This is a genomic window from Kitasatospora sp. NPDC030952 (assembly GCF_055571335.1).
Genome location: NZ_JBVIFM010000011.1, coordinates 1 through 22011 on the forward strand (window position 1 = coordinate 1; position 22011 = coordinate 22011).

Sequence of the window (22011 nt, forward strand, 5' to 3'; positions counted from 1 at the left end):
GAGGGGGTGTCGTTCGGTGCGCCGGAGAGGAAGCTGGGGATCAAGGGTTCGCCGACGCGTGAGGTGTACTTCGACAATGTGCGGATTCCGGCGGATCGGATGATCGGTGCGGAGGGTACGGGTTTCGCGACGGCGATGCGGACGCTGGACCACACGCGGGTGACGATCGCGGCGCAGGCGGTGGGTATCGCGCAGGGGGCGTTGGACTACGCGAAGGGCTATGTCCAGGAGCGCAAGCAGTTCGGGAAGGCGATCGCGGAGTTCCAGGGTGTGCAGTTCATGCTGGCGGACATGGCGATGAAGCTGGAGGCCGCGCGGCAGATGACGTATGTGGCGGCGGCGAAGTCGCAGCGTGGGGACGGGGATCTGACGTTCTTCGGTGCGGCGGCGAAGTGCTTCGCGTCGGACGTGGCGATGGAGGTGACCACGGACGCGGTGCAGTTGCTGGGTGGTTACGGCTACACGCGGGACTACCCGGTGGAGCGGATGATGCGGGACGCGAAGATCACCCAGATCTACGAGGGCACCAACCAGGTCCAGCGCATCGTGATGGCCCGCAACCTGCCGTAACGACCGCCCGACGGGCCCCGACGGCCGGTCCGGTCCGCCGACCGGCTGTCGGGGGCCGCCCCGTGGCGCCGATGCTAAGTTCCGGAGAATGAGCGAGAAGGAAGAGCAGGACCAGCCCATGAACGACGGGCCCTCGAAGCCGGCGATGCGCGAGGCGCTGGTGGCCGCGGCTTTCGAGCTCTTCCTGGAGCGCGGCTTCGAGCAGACGACGATCGACGACATCGTCTCGCTCGCCGGCGTCGGCCGGCGCTCCTTCTTCCGCTACTTCCCGGCGAAGGAGGACGTGGTCTTCCCCGACCACGAGCGCAGCCTCGCCGAGATGACGGAGTTCCTGGACTCCGGCACCGGCGAGGAGGACCCGGTCAAGCACGCCTGCGACGCCGCCCGCCTGGTCCTGCGGATGTACGCCGAGCAGCCCTCCTTCTCCGTCCAGCGCTACCGCCTCACCCGCAAGGTCCCCGGACTGCGGGCGTACGAGCTGTCGGTGGTCTGGCGCTACGAGCACACCCTCGCCGCCTACCTGCGCGCCCGCTTCGCCGACCGCCCGGAAGGCCCGCTGCGCGCCACCGTGATCGCCGCCGCCGTGGTCGCCGCGCACAACCACGCCCTGCGCACCTGGCTGCGCTCGGGCGGCGAGAGCGACTGGGTGGCCGAGGTGGACGCGGCGATGGCCTTCGTCACCTCCACCTGGAGCGACCGCCCCGCCGAGCCCGCCCCGGACGGCGAGGGCGGGTCCGACGACGTGGTGGTGCTGGTCGCCAGCCGCCGGGCCCCGCTGTGGCGGATGGTCCAGGGCATCGAGAGCGCCATCGGCGAGTCCCGCCGGGTCTGACCGCGGCCCGTGCCCGTGCGACCGGGGCCGGTGCCGCAGTTGCACAGCGACCGGTGACGGCCCCGCGCCGGCGTCCCGGCGCACCGGAACCCGCTCGAACGCCGGGGGCCGGCCACCCTTCGAAGGGTGGCCGGCCCCCGGCGCCTGGACGGTCGGTGCGGCGTGCGGCGTGCGGTTCAGCCCCGGGGGCCGAGCACCACGGCCGCGTAGTCGGCGGCGGCCGCCTCCGCCCCGAGCACACCGTGCGCGGCCGCGGTGGTGACGTCCCGCCAGTACCGCTGGAAGGCGGAGTCCGCGCGCAGCGCCTGCGACCCCGCGGCGTGGAAGAGCCGGTCGACCGCGGCGGCGCACCAGGCCGCCGCCAGCGCGGCGTCCCGCCGGTTCTCCGCCACCAGCAGCGGCGTCACCTCGGCCCGGTCGGCCCGCTCCGCGGCCCGCTCCAGCACCAGCCGGGCCGCCGTGACCTGCGCCGATCCCTCGGCGAGCGCCAGCTCGGCCGCCGCCCGCCGGCCGGGGGAGAGCGCGCGCAGCCGCGCCGCGACGGCGGGTCGCCAGGCGTCCAGCGCCCCCTCGGCCGCGCCGAGCACCGGGGCCGCGAACATCAGCGCGCCGGTCAGGTGGATCGGGACCCGGTGGCACCGGGCCGCGTCCCCGCCGAGCGGCCGCTGGACGTCCTCCAGGGTGCAGGACAGCCGGTCGGGGACGAAGGCCTCGGCCACCTCCACCGCGTTGCTGCCCGTCCCGCGCACGCCCAGGCTGCGCCAGGTGTCCAGGACGCTCCAGTCCGCCCGGGGGAGGGCGAAGATCCGGTGCTCGGGCCGGTCCGGGGTGCCGGTCCGGGAGGCCAGCAGCAGCCAGTCCGCGTGGTCGACCCCGCTGGCGGTCTCCCAGCGGCCCCGGATCCGCCAGCCGTCCCGGTCCCGGAACGCCTCGCCCTGCGGCGGCATGATCGAGGCGGCGATCACCGCGTCCGGCGAGTGGGCCCACAGCTCCTTCCGGCCCTCCTCCGGCAGGTAGGAGGCGAGTCGGCCGTGCGCCGCGAACAGCGTGGCGCACCAGGAGGTGGAGGGGCAGGTGCGCGCCACCGCCACCGAGGCGGCCAGCAGTTCGGCGAAGCCGCCCGCCGCGCCGCCGTACTCGCGGGGGACGAAGTGCCGGGGGAACCCGGCGGCCACCACGGCGGCCACCGTCTCCGCGCTGAGTCGGCGCCGCTCCTCCACCGCGGACAGGTCGCGCCGGGCCGCGCCCACCACCTGCTCGACGTCCGGCCCGGAGAGGCTCGCACCGTCCTTGCTCACGACGCCTCCTGACGGTGCGTCAACTTCTGCCGCGGGTCGCGGTAGGCGAGCCGGGCGCTGGCGAGGACGGTGCCGTGCTGGGCGGCGGTGACCTCGGCCGTGCGCGGTCCGGCCCGCCACCCCGGCCCGGGCGTCACGGTGATCGCCACCGGCGCGTCCGGTTCGGCGAAGGCGGTGAAGACCGAGCGCACGGCGGCGGGGTGCAGCGGGGCGCCCAGGGCGCGGCCGGCCTGCCGGAAGGCCTCCAGCAGGGCCATGCCGGCGATGTGGTCGGACGGGTGGTCGTGGAGCACCGGGTGGTCGGGGTCGTCGTCGAACCAGAACTGGCCGGGGGCGCCCCGTTCGTCCCGGGCCAGCAGGACGTGCCGGCCCTCCGGGTAGCCGACCTCCCGCTGGCCGAGCCGTTGCAGCCCGCCGACGGGCGCCGCGGGCGGCAATACCGCGCCGGCCGGCGGGGCCTCCTTGGCACGGACGTCGCGGTGGCGGATCAGTTGGTAGAAGTTCGGGTGCAGGACCTCCCAGCGGACGTCGGCCAGGCCGATCCGGACGCCCTCGACGGAGATCGCCGCCTGGAGCGCGAAACCGGCCCGGCGCGGCGTGGTCAGCCGCCGGGTGCAGACGACGTCCAGGATGACCCGGGCCGGACGGTCCGGCCGGACCGTGACCGTGCCGCCGGTCAGGTCGAGGTCGAGCCGGTCGAGGACGAAGGGGTGCCCCTGGGGCACGCCGTGGAAGCGGTGCGAGAGGTGTATCAGGGTCTGCCGGACGGTCTCGGCCAGCAGCAGCGGATCCGGCGCGCGGCCGGCCCCGCCGTCGTGGAGGAATCCGTGCAGGAAGCGGTCCCGGTGCCACAGGGCACCGACGGTGAAATGGCCGTCGTCGTCGCGGACGGCATCGGTGAGCAGGACCTCCGCCGGGGAGGTCTTGTGGACGGCGCCGGCCGGAAGGCGGTGCCGGAACGAGAGTCCGCGGCCGGGCGCGAGCGGTGCTGCCTGGTCGGACGACGGGTACCTTGGCGATGCGGTGAAGATGGACATGCGAGTGCGTCTCCCCGTTGGTGTGCCGTTCCCTAAGGTGGTGCCACCCCATCTGCGGGCGAGGGTCACGTCGGGTGACCGTTGATCCCGGCCCGAAAATATACCTGGGCGAAGGTATAAAGCCAGAAGCGCTGGGGCGCGAGAGAGGATTGGCGAACTGTGAGTCAGAACAAGGGTGTTGCTGTGGAACCGCTGTGGCCTGCTCCGACGATCCGGCCCGCGGGCTCGGCCGGTCCGATGCTCCGTCAGGAACGGGCGGAGCGGACGCGGGATCAGATCCTGCACTGCGCCGCGCGGATCTTCGCCGAGCGCGGCTACCAGCAGACCAGCATCAAGGACGTGGCGGACGAGGTCGCGATGACCAAGGGCGCCGTGTACTTCCACTTCCCCAACAAGCAGGCCCTTGCCGTCGCGGTGGTCGACGAGTTGTACTCACGCTGGCCGGTGACGCTGGAGGCGGTGCGCGGGAAGGGCCTGTCGCCGCTGGACACCGTGATCGAGATGTTCAACGCGGCCACCGCCGCGTTCCTGGAGGACCCGATCATGCAGGCCGGCACCCGGCTGCAGAACGAGCGCGACGCCGTCGACGTCGAACTGCCGCTGCCCTACGTCGACTGGACCAACCTGATCTCGACGCTGATGCACGAGGCCCACGGCCAGGGTCAGTTGGCCCGGCACGTCGACCCGGACGTGGCCGCCCGGGTCGCCGTCGCGGCCTTCTTCGGCGCCCAGCACATCTCCGACAACCTGCACGGCCGTGCCGACTTCGCCGAACGCTGGCGCGAGGTGCGCGACACCCTCTTCCCCGCGCTGCGCGCCCTCCCGGGGTCCGCGGCCGACCCCGACCGCCACGTCACCCCGAGGTGACCCCGGCCCCCGAGGAGCCCCGCCATGCCCCTGTCCGACCGGCTGACCGCGTCCGACCGGCCGACCCCGTCCGACCGGCTGGCCTTCAGTGACGTCGACGAGACGCTGATCAACTGCAAGAGCATGTTCGACTTCCTCGACTTCTACCTCGGCGGTCGGTACGGGCCGTCGGGTGCCGAGCGGGCCGCCCGGGTGCGGGCGGAGCTGAGCGCGCTGGTGGCGGCCGGGGCGTCGCGCGAGCAGGCGAACCGGGCCTACTACCGGGTGTGGGCCGGGGTGTCCGAGGAATCGGTCGTCGCGGCCGGCCGGGAGTGGTTCGCCCTTCGCTCCCGGAGCGCCGGCTTCTACCTCGCCGCCACCCGCGAGGCCCTGACGCGGCACCGGGCGGCGGGCGATCCGGTGGTGCTGGTCTCCGGCTCCTTCCCGGCGCTGGTCGAGCCCGTCGCGCGGGACATCGGCGCGGCCCACGTGGTGTGCAGCCGGCCGGCGGTGCGCGGGGGAGTCCTCACCGGCGAGCTGGTCGGCGAGCCGGTGATCGGCGAGGAGAAGCGCCGGGCCGTGCGCGCCCTGCTCCGGGCGTACCCGCACGTCGACCCGGCGGACTGCTACGGCTACGGCGACCACGTGTCCGACCTGCCGATGCTGACCGTGGTGGGCCACCCGGTGGTGGTCGGCGACCGCGGCCTGGCCGACCGGATCCCCGGGGCCCGGCTGCTGCCCGCCGGCGGGGCGCTCCAGTCCGGCGCGCGCTCCGGCGGAGCGCTGTTCACCGGTGCCGCGGAGCACTGATCCCCGGCTCCGTGCTTCCTCCACGTGGCGATTCTGCTGCGGTACGTTGCGGGCACATTAAAATACCTTCCCAAAGGTATGTGGATCTCTTAGCATCGCTGCGATGCATGCCCCCTTCGGTCCGTGTCACTTGTCGGAGGACTCGTCGTGAAGCCTGAGAGCGCAGCCGTCCGTGCCCAGGAGCGCCCGGTGTCCCGGTTGTCCGGGGAGTGGGTGCCGGTGTTGTCGGAGGTGGTGGCGGTGCCGGTGGCGGCGCTGTTGCCGGGGGACTCCCCGCGGGAGGGGGGAGAGGATCCGGAGCATGTGCGCACGCTGTCGGAGGTCGGTCCGGCGTTGCCGCCGATCATCGTCCACCGGCCGAGCATGCGGGTGATCGACGGGATGCACCGGCTGCGGGCGGCGGCCGCCGACGGCGCGCTCGTCATTCCGGTGCGCTACTTCGACGGGCCGCGCCGGGACGCCTTCGTCCTGGCGGTGCAGAGCAACACCCGTCACGGCCTGCCGCTGTCGCGGGCGGAGCGGCTGTCCGCGGCCGGGCGGATCCTCACCACCCACCCCCAGTGGTCGGACCGGATGGTCGCCGCCGTCACCGGCCTGTCCGCCCGCACCGTGCGCACCCTCAGACACGACAGCGCCGCCGCGATACCCCCGGCGGCGGCCCGGATCGGCCGCGACGGCCGCACCCGCCCCCTGGACAGCACCAGCGGCCGGCTGCGCGCCGGCGAACTGATCGCCGCCAACCCGCTGGCCTCCCTGCGCGCCATCGCCGAGGAGGCCGGCATCTCACCCGGCACCGTGCGCGACGTCCGCGACCGCCTGCGCCGCGGCGAGCACCCCCTGCCCGCCCGCCACCGCACCACCCCCACCCCCACACCAACACCCGAGCCCGCCCGACCCGCCCAACCCGCAGAACCCGGGGGGCCCGTGGGGCCCGTGGGGGCCGATCCCCGCCCCATCCGCCGCACCACCACACCACCCACCGCCCAGGACCCGGTCCGCACCATGGAACGCCTGATGACCGACCCCGCCCTGCGCCTCAACGAAAGCGGCCGCCACCTGCTGCGCATGCTCACCAGCAGCCTGCCCCCCGCCGCCCAACGCGACCAACTGGTCCGCAGCGTCCCCCCGCACTGCGCCGAACGGATCTCCCAGCTCGCCCTCGAATGCGCCGCCGCCTGGCGCGAGTTCGCCCGCCTCGTGGAGACCACCCAACCCGCCCCCGGCGCCCTCAGCGCCTGACCCCCGCCGGGCCACCGTGTGCAACCGAGTCCGCTCCGCACTCACACACCCGAACCCGCGCCCCCACCGGCCGAGTTCACCCACCGCCCGATGGCCACCCTGGCCAACTCGCCCGGCCCCACGGTACGTTCGGACCACCACACGAACCCGCCCCCGGACCGGACCGACCCACGAAGCCCCGGAAAACAAAGAGAACCCCAGATCAACTGGGGTTCTCTCGTCGGTGTCCGAGGGGGGACTTGAACCCCCACGCCCGATAAAGGGCACTAGCACCTCAAGCTAGCGCGTCTGCCATTCCGCCACCCGGACTAGGTGTCGCCCTCGCGGCTTCCGATCTCTCGGCCGTCGCGCTGACAGATGTAACTGTAGCAAAGATCGGCTTGGGGTCCCAAAACGGCTCCGGAGCGGGGTGCGGTGCTGGTGGCGGGGGCAAGGGGCGGCTTGTGGCGGGGGCGTGACCAGCGGGTTTCGGGGGTGTGCGGGGGGTGGATCGGGATCGAGGGCTGGGGGAGGATGGGCGGACGTGCTCGTACGGCCCGGGTGCAGGTCCTGGGGGTGGCGCGCTGGCGCGTCGGTGCGGGCCCAAGACGAGGAGTGACCGTGAGCGAGCGGAGCGAGTCGGCGACGCCGAGGGTGACGGCTGAGTCGGAGGTCGCCGAGATCTGTCGCGATCTGATCCGGATCGACACCAGCAACTACGGGGACGGCTCCGGTCCGGGCGAGCGCGAGGCGGCCGAGTACGTGGCCGAGCAGCTCGCCGAGTTCGGGGTCGAGCCGCAGATCTTCGAGTCGGCCAAGGGGCGGGCCTCGACCGTGGTGCGGATCGAGGGCGAGGACCGCTCCCGTCCGGGCCTGCTGATCCACGGCCACACCGACGTGGTGCCGGCCAACGCCGCGGACTGGACGTACGACCCCTTCGGCGGCGAGATCGCCGACGGCTGCGTCTGGGGGCGCGGCGCGGTCGACATGAAGGACATGGACGCGATGACCCTCGCGGTGGTGCGCGACCGGCTGCGCACCGGCCGCAAGCCCCCGCGCGACCTGGTGCTGGCCTTCGTCGCCGACGAGGAGGCGGGCGGCACCTACGGCGCGCGCTTCCTGGTGGACAAGCACCCGGAGCTGTTCGAGGGCGTCACCGAGGGCATCGGCGAGGTCGGCGGCTTCTCCTTCACCGTCAACGACCAGGTGCGGCTCTATCTGGTGGAGACGGCCGAGAAGGGCATGCACTGGATGCGCCTGACGGTCGAGGGCCGGGCCGGCCACGGCTCGATGGAGAACGACGACAACGCGATCACCGAGCTGTGCGAGGCGGTCGCCCGGCTCGGTCGGCACAAGTTCCCGCTGCGGATCACCAAGACCGTCCGGGCCTTCCTGGACGAGCTGTCCGACGCGCTCGGGGTCGAGCTGGACCCGGAGAACATGGACGAGACCCTGCGCGTCCTCGGCGGCATCGCCAAGATGATCGGCACCACGCTGCGCAACACCGCGCAGCCGACCATGCTGGGCGCCGGCTACAAGGTGAACGTGATCCCCGGTCAGGCGACCGCGCACGTGGACGGGCGCTTCCTGCCCGGCTACGAGGAGGAGTTCCTGGCCGAGCTGGACAGCGTGCTCGGCCCGCGCGTGAAGCGGGAGAGCCTGCACTCGGACCGGGCGATCGAGACCAGCTTCGACGGCGCGCTGGTGGAGGCGATGCAGACCGCGCTGCGCGCGGAGGACCCGATCGCCCGCGCCGTGCCGTACTGCCTCTCGGGCGGGACGGACGCCAAGTCCTTCCAGGACCTCGGCATCCGCTGCTTCGGCTTCGCGCCGCTGCAGCTGCCGCCGGAGCTGGACTTCGCCGGGATGTTCCACGGCGTGGACGAGCGGGTGCCGGTGGACGGGCTGAAGTTCGGCGTCCGGGTGCTGGACCGCTTCCTCGACGCCTGCTGAAGCCCCGAGGTCTGCTGAAGCCCCGAGCTGCTGATCAGGCGACTGGGTCGGCCCGTTCCCGGAGTGCCGGGGGCGGGCCGAGCGCATTGTCCGAGCGCATGATTGTGGGATGGGTCGAGGGAGATCAACAGAAACGATTCTGCCCGCAATTGCTCGCCGAGTATTTGTGCGAGGCATCACCGTTGCGGGTGAATGGCAAATCTGTTCCGTACCCCGTTTGCCGCAGCGTCGTTCATCCCTGTGCAGCCCGCCGAACGGGTTGCGTTGTCCATACAGGAGGAATGATGAAGGTCAAGAAGATCGCCGCTGTTGCCGCCGCCACCGGTGGCCTGGTGCTCGCCGCCGCCGGTGTGGCGTCCGCTCACGGCGGTGCCGGCGCCGAGGGTGCGGCCGTGAGCTCCCCGGGTGTCGTCGCGGGCAACCAGGTCCAGGTTCCGGTCCACGTCCCGGTGAACCTGTGCGGCAACACCGTCAGCGTGATCGGCGTGCTGAACCCGGCGTTCGGCAACCACTGCGCCAACTTCTGAGCCGACCTCCGGGCCGTTGAGGCTCGTTGAGGCCTGTTCTCGTTGAGACCCGTTGAGGATCGTCGAGGTTCCTTGAGACCGGCTCAGCACGGCCCCCGGGCGGCGGACGCGCCGCACCGGGGGCCTTTGTGCTGCTCGGCTCCCGGTCCCGGAGGACGGTCCGGTCCCGGAGGACGGTCCGGTCCCGGAGGACGGCCCGACCCCGGAGGCCGACCCGGCCCCCGGCGCCGGGCCGGCAAGGTTCGAACGCCCCGATCGCTCGATCGGGTGAAGCTGCTTCGTTCGGCTCAACCTCCCCGTTTGCCCCTCGTTAACTCGTGTGCAGTCGAAGGCCTTGCGTGATTTCCGGATATACGGAAATTCCGACTTTCATACAGGTTCACGTCAAGGTCGAACATGCCGTCTCGAAACGTCAGGGGAAATCATGAGGAATGTCGCCAAGAAGGGGATCCTCACTGCCGTGGCCACCGGCAGCGTGCTGGCCTCGACCGCCGGCTACGCCTACGCGGCCGCCGAGGCGCGGGGAGGTGCGGCGGGATCACCGGGTGTCGCCTCCGGGAACTCGGTACAGGTACCGGTCGAGGTGCCGATCAACGCCTGTGGCAACACGGTCGACGTGATCGGTGTGCTGAACCCGGCGTACGGCAACCACTGCGCCAATGTCAGCGGCGGCGGCGGCCGCCACGCCGCCCCGCGGCCCGGCCAGGGCGGTCAGCCCGGCGGCAGTGCCGCCTCCGGCACCGGCGCGAGCCGGGGCTCCTCCGCCTCGGGGGCCTCCGCCGGCGGTACCGCGGCCAACTCGGCCGGGGTGATCTCCGGCAACAGCGTCCAGGCCCCCGTGCACGTCCCGGTGAACGCCTGCGGCAACTCCGTGGACGTGGTCGGCGTCGGAAACCCGGCCTTCGGCAACGACTGCGCCAACGTGGCCCGGCCCGCCCCGAAGCCGACCGACGACTGCCCCGAGGGCCACACCACCCCGCCGGCGACCGGCGGCGACACCGGCCCGGGTGGCTCGCGCAACGGCGGACCGTCCACCGGCGTCACCCCGAGCACCCCGGCCGCCCACGCGCCGGGCACCACCACCGGCACCCAGGCCGTTCCGGCCGCCGCCCGCACCAGCGCCCCGGCCGCCCCCGCCGCGCAGAGCGTCGCCGCGGGCGGTGAGCTCGCCCACACCGGCGCCGGTGGCGTCGAGGTGTTCGGAGCCGCCGGGCTCGCGTTGCTGATCGGTGGCGGTGTGCTCTACCGCCGGGCCCGCGCCGGCGCCCGCTGAGCCCTCCGGCCGGCTGAGCCCCCCGACCGCTCCGTGGCCCCCGCCGGCGAGGCGCGCACACCCGCCGACGGAACGACACGCCTACGGCCGCCCCCGTTCTACGGGGCGGCCGTAGGCGCGTGAAGGCCCGGCGCGCGCATCCCGCTCAGGGCGCGGCGCCCCCGCCCGTCACCAGCTCCGGACCTGCCGGATGATCCGCCGCTTCAGCCGGACCGTCCGGCTGCCGTCGGGGAACAGCCTCAGCCGGTCGAGCTCCCAGTGCCCGTACTCGGCGTGCTCGGTGAGCAGTTGGCGTGCCGCGTTGCGCGTGGTGCCGCGCGGCATGCGCAGCGACTGGTACTCGTACTCCGGCTGCCGGACCGGCTTCGGTGGGGTCAAAACGCTCCTCCTGAGGATCACCTGCACGCAAGCCTACGGCCTGCTCCGGACAGTCGGCCCGGGTATTTCCGGCCGACCTCCCGTCCCGGTGCGGCGGTTCGGCGGCTCATGACCCGGGCGCTCGGCTGACAGTGCATCAGTTCTGTTGCTGATGTGGAGGGGATACCCCGGTACCGGCGCGCGAAGCGGCACCCGGACGGCCCCGCCGGACCGGCCGTGCGCCCTCTGCGCCCGCCCCACGCCGGTTCTGCCGGTGGACAGAACGCACCGAATCGGACATCAGGGGGGAAGTTGCGGTGAAATCGCGGGTGTAGGTGACAACCGCTGTGCGTACCGGCGCCGCGGGGAGATAGCGTCTGCACCATGTCTGATGCCGCGCAGCCCACCATTGCCGAGGTACGCGCCGCCGCTGAGGCGGTCAAGGCCGCCATCGACCGTCATCTGGAAGCGGTGTCAAGCCCCAACGCAGCCGATGATCCCGCCGTGACCGCTGCCTACGAGCAGCTCGCGACGGCGGCCATCGCGTACGACCAACTCCTCTACGAGGTCTACGACGAGGTCACCCCGTTCGAGATCCCCGGCGACGAGGGACCGGGCGGCTACCACGGCCCGGAACAGCCCGAGGCGATCAGCGTGCTGATCCGCCGCGACTACCACGTGGTCGACCCCAAGCGGTTGCGCGCGCAGGCCGAACGGCTCGACGACACGCTGACCCCGGGCGGCGCCGGCGGCGTCAACACGGCGCTCGGCGTGCTGTTCGGCGAGTACGAGCCGGACGAGATCGCCGCCCGCAGCGAGGAGTTCGGCCTGGAGGAGGCGGACTCGACGCTCTGGGTCGCGGCGGCCGAGCCGACCGAACCGGGGGAGTGGCTGCCGGAGCCCTTCGAGCACGCCGACCCGCAGCTGCTGATCTGCCGGTTCGACGTGAGCGAGGTCTACGACGACGAGGACCCCGACGACTGACATCGGACGAACGCGAAGGGCGGGCCCGGGACTCCGGGCCCGCCCTTCGCGCGTCAGCCGGTCGGCGTGCGGACCGGTCGACGGATCAGTACGCGGAGGCCGCGTTCTCCGCGAGGACCGCCCGCAGCCGGGTGGTGCGCGGCTGCGCCGGGCGCTCGGCGACGGCCTGGGCGAGCGCCGGGCCCGCCGCGTGGACCACGGACAGGTGCCGCTCGCCCCGCCCGAAGGCGGTGTAGACCCACTGCCGGGTGAGCGCCGGCCCGGCGTCCTCCGGCAGCACGACCACGGCGGCGGGCCAGCGGCGGCCCAGCGCCTGGTGGACGGTCAGCGCCCAGCCGTGCCGCAGCCGGCCGGCCTCGGCCGGCGGGACGGTCCGGCGCGAGCCGTCCGGGTACTCCAGGTGCAGGCCGGTGGCGTCGCCGTCCAGCACCCGGGCCGGGCGGGTGATCCCGGGCGCGGGGGACTCCACCACCCGGTCGCCCGGGTCGAAACCGCCGAAGCGGCCGGGGCCGGGGTTCAGCCGGGCCTTGGCGGCGGCGTTCAGTGCCCGGGTGCCGGCCGGGCCGCCGTGGCCCGGAGTGAGCAGCACCACCTGCTCGGCCGGGATGCCGAGCGCGCGCGGGATGGAGTCGGTGAGCAGCTGCACGGCGCGGTGGACGGCCTCGCCGCTGTCCCTGGCGGTCAGGATGACCACCTCCTTGTCCGGCGCCTCGACCGGCTGCAGCTCGCCGATGCCGACCCCGGACACCAGCTCGCCGATCGGGCCGAAGTCCGGGGTGCGGGAGGCGACGGCCGGGCAGACCTTGGCGGCCAACAGGTCCGCGAAGAACCGGCCGGGGGCGGCCGACCAGAGCTGACCGGGGTCCCCGCTGAGCACCAGCCGGGTGCCGTCGGCGAGCGACTCCAGGACGGTGGCGGCCAGTTCGACGTCCAGCAGCGGCGCGTCGAGCACGACCAGGAGGTCCAGGGCGAGCGAGCCGTCGGCCGCGTGGCCGGGGCCCGCCGTACCGGACAGCAGCTCGGCGAGGGTGACCACCGGGGTCTCGGCCTCGCTGAGCGCGTCGAAGGACTCCTTGCCCTGGTCGGTCCAGGTGGCGGCCCAGGCCCGCAGCCCGAGCCCGCGGGCGGCGGCGAGCAGCACGGCCGGCTCGGCGCGGGCCGCCTCACCGCCGGTGTGCAGCACCAGCGCGTTGTCGGCGACGGCCCGGACCAGGGCGGCCGCGGAGGAGGACGGCGCGGTCGCGGCGGCGGCCTCCCAGGCGGCGGGGCCGGGGGAGACGGGCGCGGCCTCGGCGGGAGCGGCCTCGGCAGCCTCCTCCGACGACTCCGACTCCGACGCCGATTCCGGCTCTGACGCCGACTCCGACGCCGGTTCCGGCTCCGGCTCCCCTTCCGATTCCGCGAGCTCGGCGGCCTCCGGCTCGGCGTCCTCACCCGGGACGAAGGTGGCCATCAGCTGGAGCAGCTTCTCGGCGAGGCTGTCCTCCGCCATCGCCAGCCCCTCCAGCGCGAGCAGCGTCCGGGTCGGCGCCTCGTCCTCGTCATCGCCGGAGGCCTGCGCCTCGGGGCCGCTCAGCTCCTCCTGGAACGGCAGCACCCGCCCGTCCGCGACGGCGTGCTGGATCGCGGCGGCCGGTTCCGGCATCCGGAGTCGTTCGAGCCCCTCGGCCACCTCGGTCAGGTCCTGGGCCGAGTGCCCGCGCAGCGCCGCCTGCTCCAGCAGCCAGACCACCAGGGCCTGGGCCCGGCGCGGGTCGTCCGGGGCGGCCGAGGAGCCGAGCAGTCCGCGGGCGAAGTGGTCCGCGTGCTCGGGGCGTACGCCGGGCAGGCCGAGGACGGCCCACGGGTCCTCACGCAGCCGTTCGGCCGCGTCCTCGCCGAACTCGGCCACCGCGGCGGCGGCCAGCTCGGCCGGGGCACCACCGGCGGTCAGCACCGCGACGGTCTGCTGGAGCACGTCACCGCTCGGCTCCTCGGGCCGCCCGGCCGGGGCGGCTTGGGCAGCCGGGGCAGCCTGGGCGGGCACCGGAGGAGCGGCCGACACCTCAGCGGGACCGGCCTCGGAACCCCGCGCCTCGGAACCCTGCGCCTGGGAGCCCTGCGCCTCGGATCCCCGCGCCTCGGAACCCTCCGGCTCGGCGGCCTTCGCCCCGGCGGGCCCGAGCCGATGAGCCCCCGGGCTCGCTTCCTGCCGCTCGATCTGGCGGATCCGCGCCACGATGTCCGCGATCGCGGCCTGGTCCGCAGGCGGGGCCGCGGTCGGGGCCGCGGTCTCCTCCGGAGCGCCGTTTCCCGTGTCACTCATCGTCGTCCGCTCCAAAGGTCACTCCACTGCACGTTCTGCTCGACAACCCGGTCCAGGGGCCTACAGCTCGGTCCACCCCTGGTCCGGGTAGCGGTGCACCGGCGACGAGATGTCGTCCAGCGCGCCGCGGATCTCACCCGGAAGCGTAAGCGCCTCCACTGACAGTGCCGCCTGCAGCTGTGCCACCGTACGTGCCCCGACCAGCGCGCTCGCCACTCCCGGGCGGTCCCGGACCCAGGCGAGCGCGACCGCGAGCGGGCTGCTGGCGAGCCCGTCGGCGGCGGTGCCGACGGCGTCCACGATCCGCCGGGAGCGCTCGCCGAGGTAGGGCTGGACGAATCCGGTCAGGTGGGGCGAGGCGCCGCGCGAGTCCTGCGGGACGCCGTGCCGGTACTTGCCGGTGAGCACCCCGCGGCCGAGCGGCGAGCCCGCCAGGATCCCGACCCCGGCGTCCAGCGCGGCGGGCAGCGCCTCGCGTTCGATGCCGCGCTGCAGCAGTGAGTACTCCAGCTGCGCCCCGGCCAGCGGCATCCGGTCGTGGTGGGCGCGCTGCCAGGTGGCGGCCTTGGCGAGCTGCCAGCCGCTGAAGTCGCAGACCGCGGTGTAGCGGGCGCGGCCGGAGGTGACGGCGATGTCGAGGGCGCTGAGGGTCTCCTCGACCGGGGTGGTCGGGTCGAAGGCGTGGACCTGCCACAGGTCGACGTAGTCGGTGCCGAGCCGGCGCAGCGAGGCGTCCAGGGCGGCGAGCAGGTGGCCGCGGGAGCCGTCGAAGCGGCGGTGGGACTCGGGGACGCTGCCCGCCTTGGTGGCGATGACGAGTTCGGAGCGGGGGATGAGGCTGTCGGTGAGGCGGGAGATCAGGTACTCGGCGCCGCCGTCGGCGTACACGTCGGCGGTGTCGACCAGGTTGCCGCCGGCGTCGACGAACTCCTTGAGCTGCTCGGCGGCTTCGTGTTCGTCGGTGTCGCGGCCCCAGGTCATGGTGCCGAGACCGAGGCGGGAGACCTGCAGGCCGGTGCGGCCGAGGTGACGCTTTTCCATCGGACGGGCCCTCCACTGGCCGGTGGTACCGGTGGCCCGGTAGCCCCTGTAAACGCGCAGGTGGGGAGAGCGCTCCCCACGTCGGCTGAGCGTAGCGGCCGGTACCCGGGCAGGGGCGCAGACCCGCAGAACGATCAATGCGCCCGGTGTGACCCGAGCCACCGGTACCCGTCAGTAGCATGACCGCGCGTGCGCGGCTACCCTCGCCACCAAGCCCACCCGACTGGAAGGTTCGGCACATGCGACTCGGCATCAACCTCGGCTACTGGGGACTCGGCATGGACGCCGACAACATCGCGGTGGCCCAGGAGGCGGACCGGCTCGGCTACTCGGTCTGCTGGGCGGCGGAGGCGTACGGCTCCGACGCCGCGACCGTGCTGAGCTTCGTCGCCGCCAAGACCGAGCGGATCGACGTCGGTTCGGCCATCTTCCAGATCCCGGCCCGCACCCCGGCGATGACCGCGATGACCGCCGCGACCCTGGACACCCTCTCCGGCGGCCGCTTCCGGCTCGGCCTCGGCGTCTCCGGCCCGCAGGTCTCCGAGGGCTGGTACGGCGTGAAGTTCGACAAGCCACTGGCCCGCACCCGCGAGTACGTGGAGATCATCCGCAAGGCGATGTCCCGCGAGCGCCTGGTGCACGAGGGCGCCCACTGGACCCTGCCGCTGCCCGGCGGCCCGGGCAAGCCGATCAAGCTGACCGTGCACCCGGTGCGCGAGCAGATCCCGCTGTACATCGCCGCGATCGGCCCGAAGAACCTGGAGCTGACCGGCGAGATCGCCGACGGCTGGCTGGGCATCTTCTTCTCGCCCGAGCACTCCGCGCTCTCCCTGGACGCCCTGACGGCCGGCCGCGCCAAGGCCGGGAAGACGCTGGACGGCTTCGACCTCTGCCCCACCGTGAACATCGCGGTCGGCGAGGACATCAAGGCCGCGGTCGACGGCCTGCGCTCCTACGCCGCGCTGTACATCGGCGGCATGGGCAGCAAGGAGAAGAACTTCTACAACCAGCTGACCCGGCGCATGGGTTACGAGCAGGCGGCCGACGAGATCCAGGAGAAGTACCTGGCCAAGGACTACGCCGGCGCCGCGGCCGCCGTCCCGCACGACCTGATCGACGCCACCTCGCTGATCGGCGACACCGCCCGGATCGCCGACCGGATGCAGGCCTACGCCGACGCGGGCGTCACCACGCTCACCCTGGCCCCGTCCGGCTTCACCCTGGACGAGCGGATCCAGGCGCTGCGCACCGGCGTCGACGCGCTGGAGCGGGCCGGCCTGGCGTAGCCCGTAACGCCTGGCCTGGCCTGGCCTGGCCGATGGGCCCGGCGCAGCCCGTGCGCGGAACCGGAGTGGGCGGCACTACAGCCAGTCGTGCCGCTTGAACACCCGGTGCAGCACCACGCAGACCAGCGCCATCAGCGACAGCACCGCCGGGTACCCCCAGGGCTCGTGCAGCTCGGGCATCACGTCGAAGTTCATCCCGTACACGCCCGCGATCATGGTCGGTACGGCGGCCAGCGCCGCCCAGGCCGAGATCTTCCGCATGTCGTTGTTCTGCTGGACGCTCACCTGCGCCAGGTTGGCGCCGAGGATGTCGGAGAGCAGCCGGTCCATGCCGTCCACCTGGTCGTTCACCCGGGCCAGGTGGTCGGCGACGTCCCGTAGGTAGGGGGCGGTCTCGGGCTGGACGAAGGGGGCGCCGCGCTCCAGCCGCAGCATCGGTTCCAGCAGCGGGACGGTGGCGCGGCGGACGGTCATCACCTGGCGCTTGTAGCCGTAGATCCGTCCGGCGGTGTCGCGGCCGATCCGGCCGGGGGCGAAGACGTCCGCCTCCAGCTCGTCCAGGTCCGCCTGCAGGGCGGCGGCCACCTCGACGTAGCCGTCCACCACGGTGTCGCAGACCGAGTGCAGCACCGAACTGGGCCCGTAGCGCAGCAGTCCGGGCTGCTGCTCCAGCCGGGCCCGCAGGCCGCTGAGCGGGGCGTCCGCGCCGTGCCGGACGGTCATCACGAAGTCCGGGCCGAGGAAGACCATCACCTCGCCGCTGGTGACGGCGTGGGTGTCGGCGTGATGGCCGAGGGTCTTGAGGGTGACGAACAGCGAGCCCTGGTAGGCCTCGACCTTGGGGCGCTGGTGGGCGCTGACGGCGTCCTCGACGGCCAGTGGGTGGAGCGCGAACTCCTTGCCGACCCGGTCGAGTTCCTCGGTGGTGGGTTCGAAGAGGCCTATCCAGACGAAGGCTCCCGGGCCGGCCTCGCGGGCGGCGGTGAGCGAGTCGGTCAGGTCCTCGGAGGCCCCCAGCCGGCGGCCGTCCTGGTACGCGGCGCAGTGGACGATCATGCGGGCCATTGTTCCCCGGACGCGCCCGGGTAGTCGGGAGCCGGGGCGCCGGTGGGGCCACCGGCGGCCGGAGCCGCCCCGGACCGGCACTCCGAGGCCAGCCGATCGGCACGCCGAGGCTCCCGCCCGCTGTCCCGACCGGCCCCACGGCCGAGCCAGGAGGCCGTAGGCTGAGCCCCATGCCCACCCTGTTGCTCGTCCGCCACGGCCGCTCGACCGCGAACACCGCCGGAATCCTGGCCGGTTGGACCCCCGGCGTGGACCTGGACGACACCGGGCGCGCGCAGGCCGCCGCGCTGGCCGGCCGGCTGGCCGGGATCCCGCTGGTGCAGGCCGTCAGCAGCCCGCTGGAGCGCTGTCGGCAGACCCTGGAGCCGCTGTTCGCCGTCCGCCCGGAGCTGGGCGGGCCGGCCGAGGACGAACGGCTGGGGGAGTGCCACTACGGCGAGTGGACCGGCCGTCCGCTGGCCGAGCTGGCCAAGGAGCCGCTCTGGCGCACGGTGCAGGACCACGCCGCCGCCGCGGCCTTCCCGGGCGGGGAGTCGCTGCGCGAGCTCAGCCACCGTACGGTCGGCGCCGTCCGGGAGTGGAACGCCAAGATCGCCGCCGAGCACGGTGAGGACGCGGTCTGGGTGGCCTGTTCGCACGGGGACGTGATCAAGGCGGTGGTGGCCGACGCCCTCGGCCTGCACCTGGACCACTTCCAGCGGATCAGCGTCGAGCCCTGCTCCGTCACCGCGATCCGCTACACCCCGCAGCGGCCCTTCGTGCTCAGGATGGGCGACACCGGCGACCTCTCCTCGCTGGCGCCCCGGCCCTCCGCCGCCCCGGCCACCCCGGTCGGCGACGCGGTGGTCGGCGGCACGGCCTGAGCACTACCGCCCGAGCACTACCGCCCGAGGGGTACGGCCTGACGGGTCCGGCCTGACGGGTCCGGTCCGGCGGCACACCCCGGGCCCGCGGGTGCCACCCCCGCCCGGCGGCCCCGGCTCGGCTCCCCCGCCGGGGCCCGGAGGTCGTAGGGTGGCTGATGAGTGCCCCACCTGAGTGCCCCGCAGTTCGACCACCTGCCCAGTTGGACAACCCGATCCGGAGCTAGAGCGTGCCCCGTCAGGTCTTCTTCTACGACCAGCCCGAACGCTTCGTGGCCGGCACCGTCGGCCAGCCCGGCGCCCGGGCGTTCTACCTGCAGGCCAGTGCCCGGGGCCGGATCACCAGCGTGCTGCTGGAGAAGAACCAGGTGGCCGCGCTGGCCGAGCGGATCGAGGAGGTCCTGGACGAGGCGCTGCGGCGCAGCGGCGGCGACGCCGCCATCCCGGCCGCCGCCCCCAAGAACCTGCTGGACACCGCCCCGCTGGACCTCCCGCTGGAGCAGGAGTTCCGGGTCGGCACCATGGCGCTGGCCTGGGACAGCGTGGACGCCTGCCTGGTGGTCGAGGCCCAGGCGCTGGTGGAGGACGAGGAGGAGGACGCCGAGGAGGCGGTCTTCCAGGACGACGAGAACGGCCCCGACATGCTGCGGGTGCGGCTGTCCGGCGCGATGGCCCGGGTGTTCGCCAAGCGCGCCCTGGACCTGGTCGCGGCCGGCCGCAAGCCCTGCCCGTTCTGCAACCTGCCGCTGGACCCGGAGGGCCACCTGTGCCCGCGCGCGAACGGCTACCGGCGCTGAACACCGAGACCCCGCCGCAGGCCGACCCGGCGGTCGCCGCCGCCCTCGCCGCCGACGTGCCCACCGCCCTCGCGCTGCTGCGCCAGGGCGCGCTGACCGTGCACGGACGCCTCACCGAGGCCTCCAACGCCGCGCTGTACTGCACCGTCGAGCACGGCTCGCTGAGCGCCCAGGCGGTCTACAAGCCGGTGGCCGGCGAACGCCCGCTGTGGGACTTCCCGGACGGCACGCTGGCCGGCCGCGAGGTCGCCGCGTACGAGCTGTCCGCGGCGACCGGCTGGGAGCTGATCCCGCCCACCGTGCTGCGCGAGGGTCCGCACGGGCCCGGCATGGTGCAGCTGTGGGTCGAGCCGGATCCGCACGCCGAGCCGCTGCTGGCGCTGCAGGATCCGGCGGGCCCGGAGGCGGGCTGGCTGCCGATCGTCCGGGCCGAGGTGGAGGACGGGCGCACCGCGCTGCTGGTGCACCACGACGACCGGCGGCTGCGGCGGCTCGCGGTGCTGGACGCGGTGCTCAACAACGCCGACCGCAAGGGCGGCCACCTGATCCCCGCCGCCGACGGCCGGGTGTACGGCATCGACCACGGCGTCACCTTCAACACCGAGGGCAAGCTGCGCACCCTGCTCTGGGGCTGGGCGGGCGACCCGCTGCCCGCCGAGGCGCTGGAGGTGCTGGCCCGGCTGGCCGGGCAGTTGGACGGGGAGCTGGCCGAGCGCCTCGCCCCGCACCTGACCGGTGCCGAACTGGACGCCACCCGCGCCCGGGTGGCCGGGCTGCGGGACTCCGGCCGGCACCCGCTGCCGTCCGCGGACTGGCCCGCGATCCCCTGGCCGCCGGTCTGATCCGCCGTTCTGACCCCACCGGGGCACCGCGCCGGGGCCGGGTCCGTCCGGTGAACCCTACCGGCCGGTGGTCTGGACCTGTCACCGGAACAGGTCGCACACTGCTCCGATGGACGTGCGACGGACCACCCCCACCCCCCGAGTCGCGCCGGACCTGCCGTTGCACCGCCTGCAGGTCCCGCTGCCCCACGTACTGCCCTTCGCCATCGGAAGTTTCGACGCGATCGGCCCGCTCTCCCGTGCCAACTTCCCCCACCGCCACTCGTTCTACGAGATCGTCCAGGTCACCGGCGGCCACGGCGCCCACGTCCTGGACCTGGTCCACCGGCCGCTGGCGCCACCGCAGTTGTGCGTGATCACGCCCGGCCAGGTGCACCACTGGGCGGAGGCCGAAGGGCTGGCCGGCCGGGTCGTCCTGTTCAACGAGGACTTCCTGCTGGGGCACCCGCAGGACCTCGCCGCGCTGCGCGCCCTAGCCACCCGCCCCGGCATCGCGCTCGGTGAACAGGCCGGTGCCGTCGACGGGTTGCTCGCCGACATGGAGCAGGAGTACCTGACCAGGGCGCCCGGCTACCAGGGTGTGCTGCGCGCCAGCCTGCACATCCTGATCGTCCGGGCGCTGCGCGCCCGAACCCCGGACGACCGGCCCGCGGTGCCCACCCGGCCGGCCGAACTGGCCGCCGCCTTCACCCGGTTGATCGCCAAGCCGGGCGGGGTGCGGCACTCGGTGGCCTCCACCGCCCAGGAACTCGGCGTCTCCCCGGGGCACTTGCAGACCCTGGTCAAGCAGGCCACCGGCCGCACCCCGGGCGGGCTGATCCGCCGGCAGCAGACCCTGGAGGCCAAACGCCTGCTCGCCTGCACGGACTTGACGATCCGCCAGGTCGCCAAGGAGGCGGGCTTCGTGGACCCGGCGTACTTCTGCCGGTTCTTCCGGCGGGAGACCGGGATGACCCCGGGGGAGTTCCGCGCCCGGGTCGACGGAAATCACCATGATCCCCGGATCATGTCCATCGCCGTCGCGCCGGACGGTCCGTAGCGTTCCTACTGGCCACCGGCGGCCGGTCCAGCGCGCGGACGGCGGTCGGTTTCGGCCCTTGTCATGCCCCCACCATGGCAAGGGCCGCCCCCACCCCCATGAGGAATCCACCGGAAGGAGACGGCGCATGCCCCCGTCCGACGGCATGATCAGCCGCAAGACCGTCCTGAAGGCCGCCGCCGCGCTCGGGGCCGCGCCGCTGCTGATCGGCGGCGGGGTCGCGCTGGCCCGGGACCAGGCCGGCACCGGCCGCACCCCCGGCCTGACCCCCGAGTGCCACGACGGCGACGACCCCACCATCGAGCAGATCGAGGGACCGTACTTCAAGCCGGACTCCCCGCTGCGCGGCTCGATGGTGAACGACGGCCCGGGCACCCGGCTGACCGTCAGCGGCTACGTCTTCGGCCGCGCCTGCCGGCCCGTCTCCGGCGTGCTGCTGGACTTCTGGCAGGCCGACGACGGCGGCAACTACGACAACGTCGGCTACACCTTCCGCGGCCACCAGTTCACCGACGCCAACGGCGCCTACCACCTGGACACCATCGTCCCCGGCCTCTACCCGGGCCGTACCCGGCACCTGCACGTCAAGGTCCAGGCCCCCGGCCGCCCGATCCTGACCACCCAGCTCTACTTCCCGGGCGAGCCGCGCAACAACACCGACACCATCTACGACGCCCGGCTGCTGATGAACGTCCAGCAGAACGGCTCCGGCGAGACCGCCACCTTCGACTTCGTCCTGGACGTGCCGCAGACCCCGGGCACCCCCAGCCCGACGGCCACCGCCACCCCGACCGGCACCCCGACCGGCGGGCCCACCACGCCGCCGGGCGGCAGCTGGACCCTGGGCAGGGCGTACAGCGCGGGCGACCGCGTCACCTACTCCGGCGCCTCCTACGTCTGCCTCCAGGCGCACACCGCCATGGCCGGCTGGGAGCCGCCGAACGTGCCGGCCCTCTGGCAGCGGTCGTAGCGGCTCCGGCCGCTGCTCCTGAGGAGCCGGGCGCCCGGTCGGCGGCAGGGCCGACCGGGCGCTCACCCATCTCCGTAATCGAACACCCATGTCCGTAA

The 22011-nt window shown here is 73.7% G+C and carries 21 protein-coding genes and 1 tRNA gene; 15 read left to right on the forward strand and 7 right to left on the reverse strand.

Translation table 11 applies throughout. The features are described from left to right. On the forward strand, positions 1 to 570 hold a 570-nt coding region (locus ACZ47G_RS20040; protein ID WP_465744424.1), incomplete at its 5' end, for an acyl-CoA dehydrogenase family protein. Positions 571 to 715: 145 nt separating this feature from the next. Further along, positions 716 to 1402: a TetR family transcriptional regulator gene (locus tag ACZ47G_RS20045; protein ID WP_465744817.1), complete on the forward strand. Its 687-nt coding sequence runs from the start codon at positions 716 to 718 to the stop codon at positions 1400 to 1402. A gap of 176 nt (positions 1403 to 1578) precedes the next feature. Here the strand turns inward: ACZ47G_RS20045 and ACZ47G_RS20050 are convergent, their stop codons facing one another. Together ACZ47G_RS20050 and ACZ47G_RS20055 are read right to left on the reverse strand one after the other, a co-directional pair. Next, positions 1579 to 2700 (reverse strand): acyl-CoA dehydrogenase family protein, encoded by a 1122-nt coding sequence (locus ACZ47G_RS20050; protein ID WP_465744426.1) that lies wholly within the window; start codon positions 2698 to 2700, stop codon positions 1579 to 1581. Further along, the gene (locus ACZ47G_RS20055; protein WP_465744428.1) at positions 2697 to 3737 is read right to left on the reverse strand and encodes a ScbA/BarX family gamma-butyrolactone biosynthesis protein; all 1041 of its coding nucleotides are present in this window, start codon (positions 3735 to 3737) and stop codon (positions 2697 to 2699) included. The genes ACZ47G_RS20050 and ACZ47G_RS20055 overlap by 4 nt, the downstream gene beginning before the upstream one ends. Before the next feature lie 237 nt (positions 3738 to 3974). Between ACZ47G_RS20055 and ACZ47G_RS20060 the strand changes: the two genes are divergently transcribed. The 3 genes from ACZ47G_RS20060 to ACZ47G_RS20070 all read left to right on the forward strand — a co-directional run bounded on the left by ACZ47G_RS20060 (position 3975) and on the right by ACZ47G_RS20070 (position 6632). Beyond that, a complete protein-coding gene (locus ACZ47G_RS20060; RefSeq protein WP_465744430.1) occupies positions 3975 to 4604 on the forward strand; it encodes a ScbR family autoregulator-binding transcription factor in 630 nt (209 codons plus the stop codon). 24 nt (positions 4605 to 4628) lie between these two features. Further along, a complete protein-coding gene (locus ACZ47G_RS20065; RefSeq protein ID WP_465744432.1) occupies positions 4629 to 5393 on the forward strand; it encodes an HAD family hydrolase in 765 nt (254 codons plus the stop codon). 147 nt (positions 5394 to 5540) lie between these two features. Next, a complete protein-coding gene (locus ACZ47G_RS20070; RefSeq protein WP_465744434.1) occupies positions 5541 to 6632 on the forward strand; it encodes a ParB/RepB/Spo0J family partition protein in 1092 nt (363 codons plus the stop codon). A gap of 224 nt (positions 6633 to 6856) precedes the next feature. On the opposite strand, the gene ACZ47G_RS20075 is transcribed toward ACZ47G_RS20070, so the two are convergent. Then, positions 6857 to 6941, reverse strand: a tRNA-Leu gene (locus ACZ47G_RS20075). A 291-nt stretch (positions 6942 to 7232) separates the two neighbouring features. Between ACZ47G_RS20075 and ACZ47G_RS20080 the strand changes: the two genes are divergently transcribed. From ACZ47G_RS20080 to ACZ47G_RS20090, 3 genes are all read left to right on the forward strand, one after another. After that, on the forward strand, positions 7233 to 8564 hold the full coding sequence (locus tag ACZ47G_RS20080) for a M20/M25/M40 family metallo-hydrolase (protein ID WP_465744436.1): 1332 nt from the start codon (positions 7233 to 7235) through the stop codon (positions 8562 to 8564). 284 nt (positions 8565 to 8848) lie between these two features. Then, complete coding sequence (locus ACZ47G_RS20085; protein WP_380462674.1) at positions 8849 to 9091, forward strand: chaplin; 243 nt, start codon at positions 8849 to 8851, stop codon at positions 9089 to 9091. A gap of 424 nt (positions 9092 to 9515) precedes the next feature. Further along, positions 9516 to 10364, forward strand: a complete 849-nt coding sequence (locus ACZ47G_RS20090) for a chaplin (protein ID WP_465744439.1) — start codon at positions 9516 to 9518, stop codon at positions 10362 to 10364. A 168-nt stretch (positions 10365 to 10532) separates the two neighbouring features. Here ACZ47G_RS20090 and ACZ47G_RS20095 read toward each other — a convergent pair whose 3' ends face one another. Continuing rightward, the gene (locus ACZ47G_RS20095; protein WP_033350848.1) at positions 10533 to 10742 is read right to left on the reverse strand and encodes a DUF5703 family protein; all 210 of its coding nucleotides are present in this window, start codon (positions 10740 to 10742) and stop codon (positions 10533 to 10535) included. Between the two features lie 363 nt (positions 10743 to 11105). Here ACZ47G_RS20095 and ACZ47G_RS20100 point away from each other — a divergent pair, with 363 nt between their 5' ends. Next, complete coding sequence (locus tag ACZ47G_RS20100) at positions 11106 to 11705, forward strand: hypothetical protein (RefSeq protein WP_380462670.1); 600 nt, start codon at positions 11106 to 11108, stop codon at positions 11703 to 11705. Between the two features lie 85 nt (positions 11706 to 11790). Here ACZ47G_RS20100 and ACZ47G_RS20105 read toward each other — a convergent pair whose 3' ends face one another. Next, the gene (locus ACZ47G_RS20105) at positions 11791 to 14010 is read right to left on the reverse strand and encodes a helix-hairpin-helix domain-containing protein (protein ID WP_465744442.1); all 2220 of its coding nucleotides are present in this window, start codon (positions 14008 to 14010) and stop codon (positions 11791 to 11793) included. A 60-nt stretch (positions 14011 to 14070) separates the two neighbouring features. Continuing rightward, positions 14071 to 15051: an aldo/keto reductase gene (locus ACZ47G_RS20110; protein ID WP_380462666.1), complete on the reverse strand. Its 981-nt coding sequence runs from the start codon at positions 15049 to 15051 to the stop codon at positions 14071 to 14073. Between the two features lie 239 nt (positions 15052 to 15290). On the opposite strand from ACZ47G_RS20110, the gene ACZ47G_RS20115 reads away from it, so the two are divergent. Then, positions 15291 to 16337 (forward strand): LLM class F420-dependent oxidoreductase, encoded by a 1047-nt coding sequence (locus ACZ47G_RS20115; protein ID WP_465744444.1) that lies wholly within the window; start codon positions 15291 to 15293, stop codon positions 16335 to 16337. A 75-nt stretch (positions 16338 to 16412) separates the two neighbouring features. Here the strand turns inward: ACZ47G_RS20115 and ACZ47G_RS20120 are convergent, their stop codons facing one another. Further along, positions 16413 to 17393 carry a magnesium and cobalt transport protein CorA gene (locus ACZ47G_RS20120; RefSeq protein ID WP_465744446.1) on the reverse strand — a complete coding sequence of 327 codons (981 nt, stop codon included), beginning with the start codon at positions 17391 to 17393 and terminating at the stop codon, positions 16413 to 16415. Positions 17394 to 17572: 179 nt separating this feature from the next. Here ACZ47G_RS20120 and ACZ47G_RS20125 point away from each other — a divergent pair, with 179 nt between their 5' ends. The 5 genes from ACZ47G_RS20125 to ACZ47G_RS20145 all read left to right on the forward strand — a co-directional run bounded on the left by ACZ47G_RS20125 (position 17573) and on the right by ACZ47G_RS20145 (position 21913). Next, positions 17573 to 18265, forward strand: coding sequence for an MSMEG_4193 family putative phosphomutase (locus ACZ47G_RS20125; RefSeq protein WP_465744448.1), 693 nt, complete (start codon positions 17573 to 17575; stop codon positions 18263 to 18265). Positions 18266 to 18495: 230 nt separating this feature from the next. Continuing rightward, on the forward strand, positions 18496 to 19062 hold the full coding sequence (locus tag ACZ47G_RS20130; RefSeq protein WP_380462658.1) for a DUF3090 domain-containing protein: 567 nt from the start codon (positions 18496 to 18498) through the stop codon (positions 19060 to 19062). Positions 19063 to 19118: 56 nt separating this feature from the next. Beyond that, positions 19119 to 19904 carry an SCO1664 family protein gene (locus tag ACZ47G_RS20135; RefSeq protein ID WP_465744819.1) on the forward strand — a complete coding sequence of 262 codons (786 nt, stop codon included), beginning with the start codon at positions 19119 to 19121 and terminating at the stop codon, positions 19902 to 19904. A 109-nt stretch (positions 19905 to 20013) separates the two neighbouring features. Beyond that, positions 20014 to 20943: a helix-turn-helix transcriptional regulator gene (locus tag ACZ47G_RS20140; RefSeq protein ID WP_465744450.1), complete on the forward strand. Its 930-nt coding sequence runs from the start codon at positions 20014 to 20016 to the stop codon at positions 20941 to 20943. Between the two features lie 127 nt (positions 20944 to 21070). Further along, positions 21071 to 21913, forward strand: a complete 843-nt coding sequence (locus ACZ47G_RS20145; RefSeq protein ID WP_465744452.1) for a dioxygenase family protein — start codon at positions 21071 to 21073, stop codon at positions 21911 to 21913. Positions 21914 to 22011 lie beyond the last annotated feature (98 nt).

Excerpts from the sequence above, each read along its gene's own strand:
- ACZ47G_RS20045 (WP_465744817.1), top strand. The coding sequence starts at position 716 with ATGCGCGAGGCGCTGGTGGCCGCGGCTTTCGAGCTCTTCCTGGAGCGC.
- ACZ47G_RS20055 (WP_465744428.1), bottom strand. The coding sequence starts at position 3,737 with ATGTCCATCTTCACCGCATCGCCAAGGTACCCGTCGTCCGACCAGGCA.
- ACZ47G_RS20060 (WP_465744430.1), top strand. The coding sequence starts at position 3,975 with ATGCTCCGTCAGGAACGGGCGGAGCGGACGCGGGATCAGATCCTGCAC.
- ACZ47G_RS20065 (WP_465744432.1), top strand. The coding sequence starts at position 4,629 with ATGCCCCTGTCCGACCGGCTGACCGCGTCCGACCGGCCGACCCCGTCC.
- ACZ47G_RS20085 (WP_380462674.1), top strand. The coding sequence starts at position 8,849 with ATGAAGGTCAAGAAGATCGCCGCTGTTGCCGCCGCCACCGGTGGCCTG.
- ACZ47G_RS20090 (WP_465744439.1), top strand. The coding sequence starts at position 9,516 with ATGAGGAATGTCGCCAAGAAGGGGATCCTCACTGCCGTGGCCACCGGC.
- ACZ47G_RS20100 (WP_380462670.1), top strand. The coding sequence starts at position 11,106 with ATGTCTGATGCCGCGCAGCCCACCATTGCCGAGGTACGCGCCGCCGCT.
- ACZ47G_RS20105 (WP_465744442.1), bottom strand. The coding sequence starts at position 14,010 with ATGAGTGACACGGGAAACGGCGCTCCGGAGGAGACCGCGGCCCCGACC.
- ACZ47G_RS20110 (WP_380462666.1), bottom strand. The coding sequence starts at position 15,051 with ATGGAAAAGCGTCACCTCGGCCGCACCGGCCTGCAGGTCTCCCGCCTC.
- ACZ47G_RS20115 (WP_465744444.1), top strand. The coding sequence starts at position 15,291 with ATGCGACTCGGCATCAACCTCGGCTACTGGGGACTCGGCATGGACGCC.
- ACZ47G_RS20120 (WP_465744446.1), bottom strand. The coding sequence starts at position 17,393 with ATGATCGTCCACTGCGCCGCGTACCAGGACGGCCGCCGGCTGGGGGCC.
- ACZ47G_RS20125 (WP_465744448.1), top strand. The coding sequence starts at position 17,573 with ATGCCCACCCTGTTGCTCGTCCGCCACGGCCGCTCGACCGCGAACACC.
- ACZ47G_RS20140 (WP_465744450.1), top strand. The coding sequence starts at position 20,014 with ATGGACGTGCGACGGACCACCCCCACCCCCCGAGTCGCGCCGGACCTG.
- ACZ47G_RS20145 (WP_465744452.1), top strand. The coding sequence starts at position 21,071 with ATGCCCCCGTCCGACGGCATGATCAGCCGCAAGACCGTCCTGAAGGCC.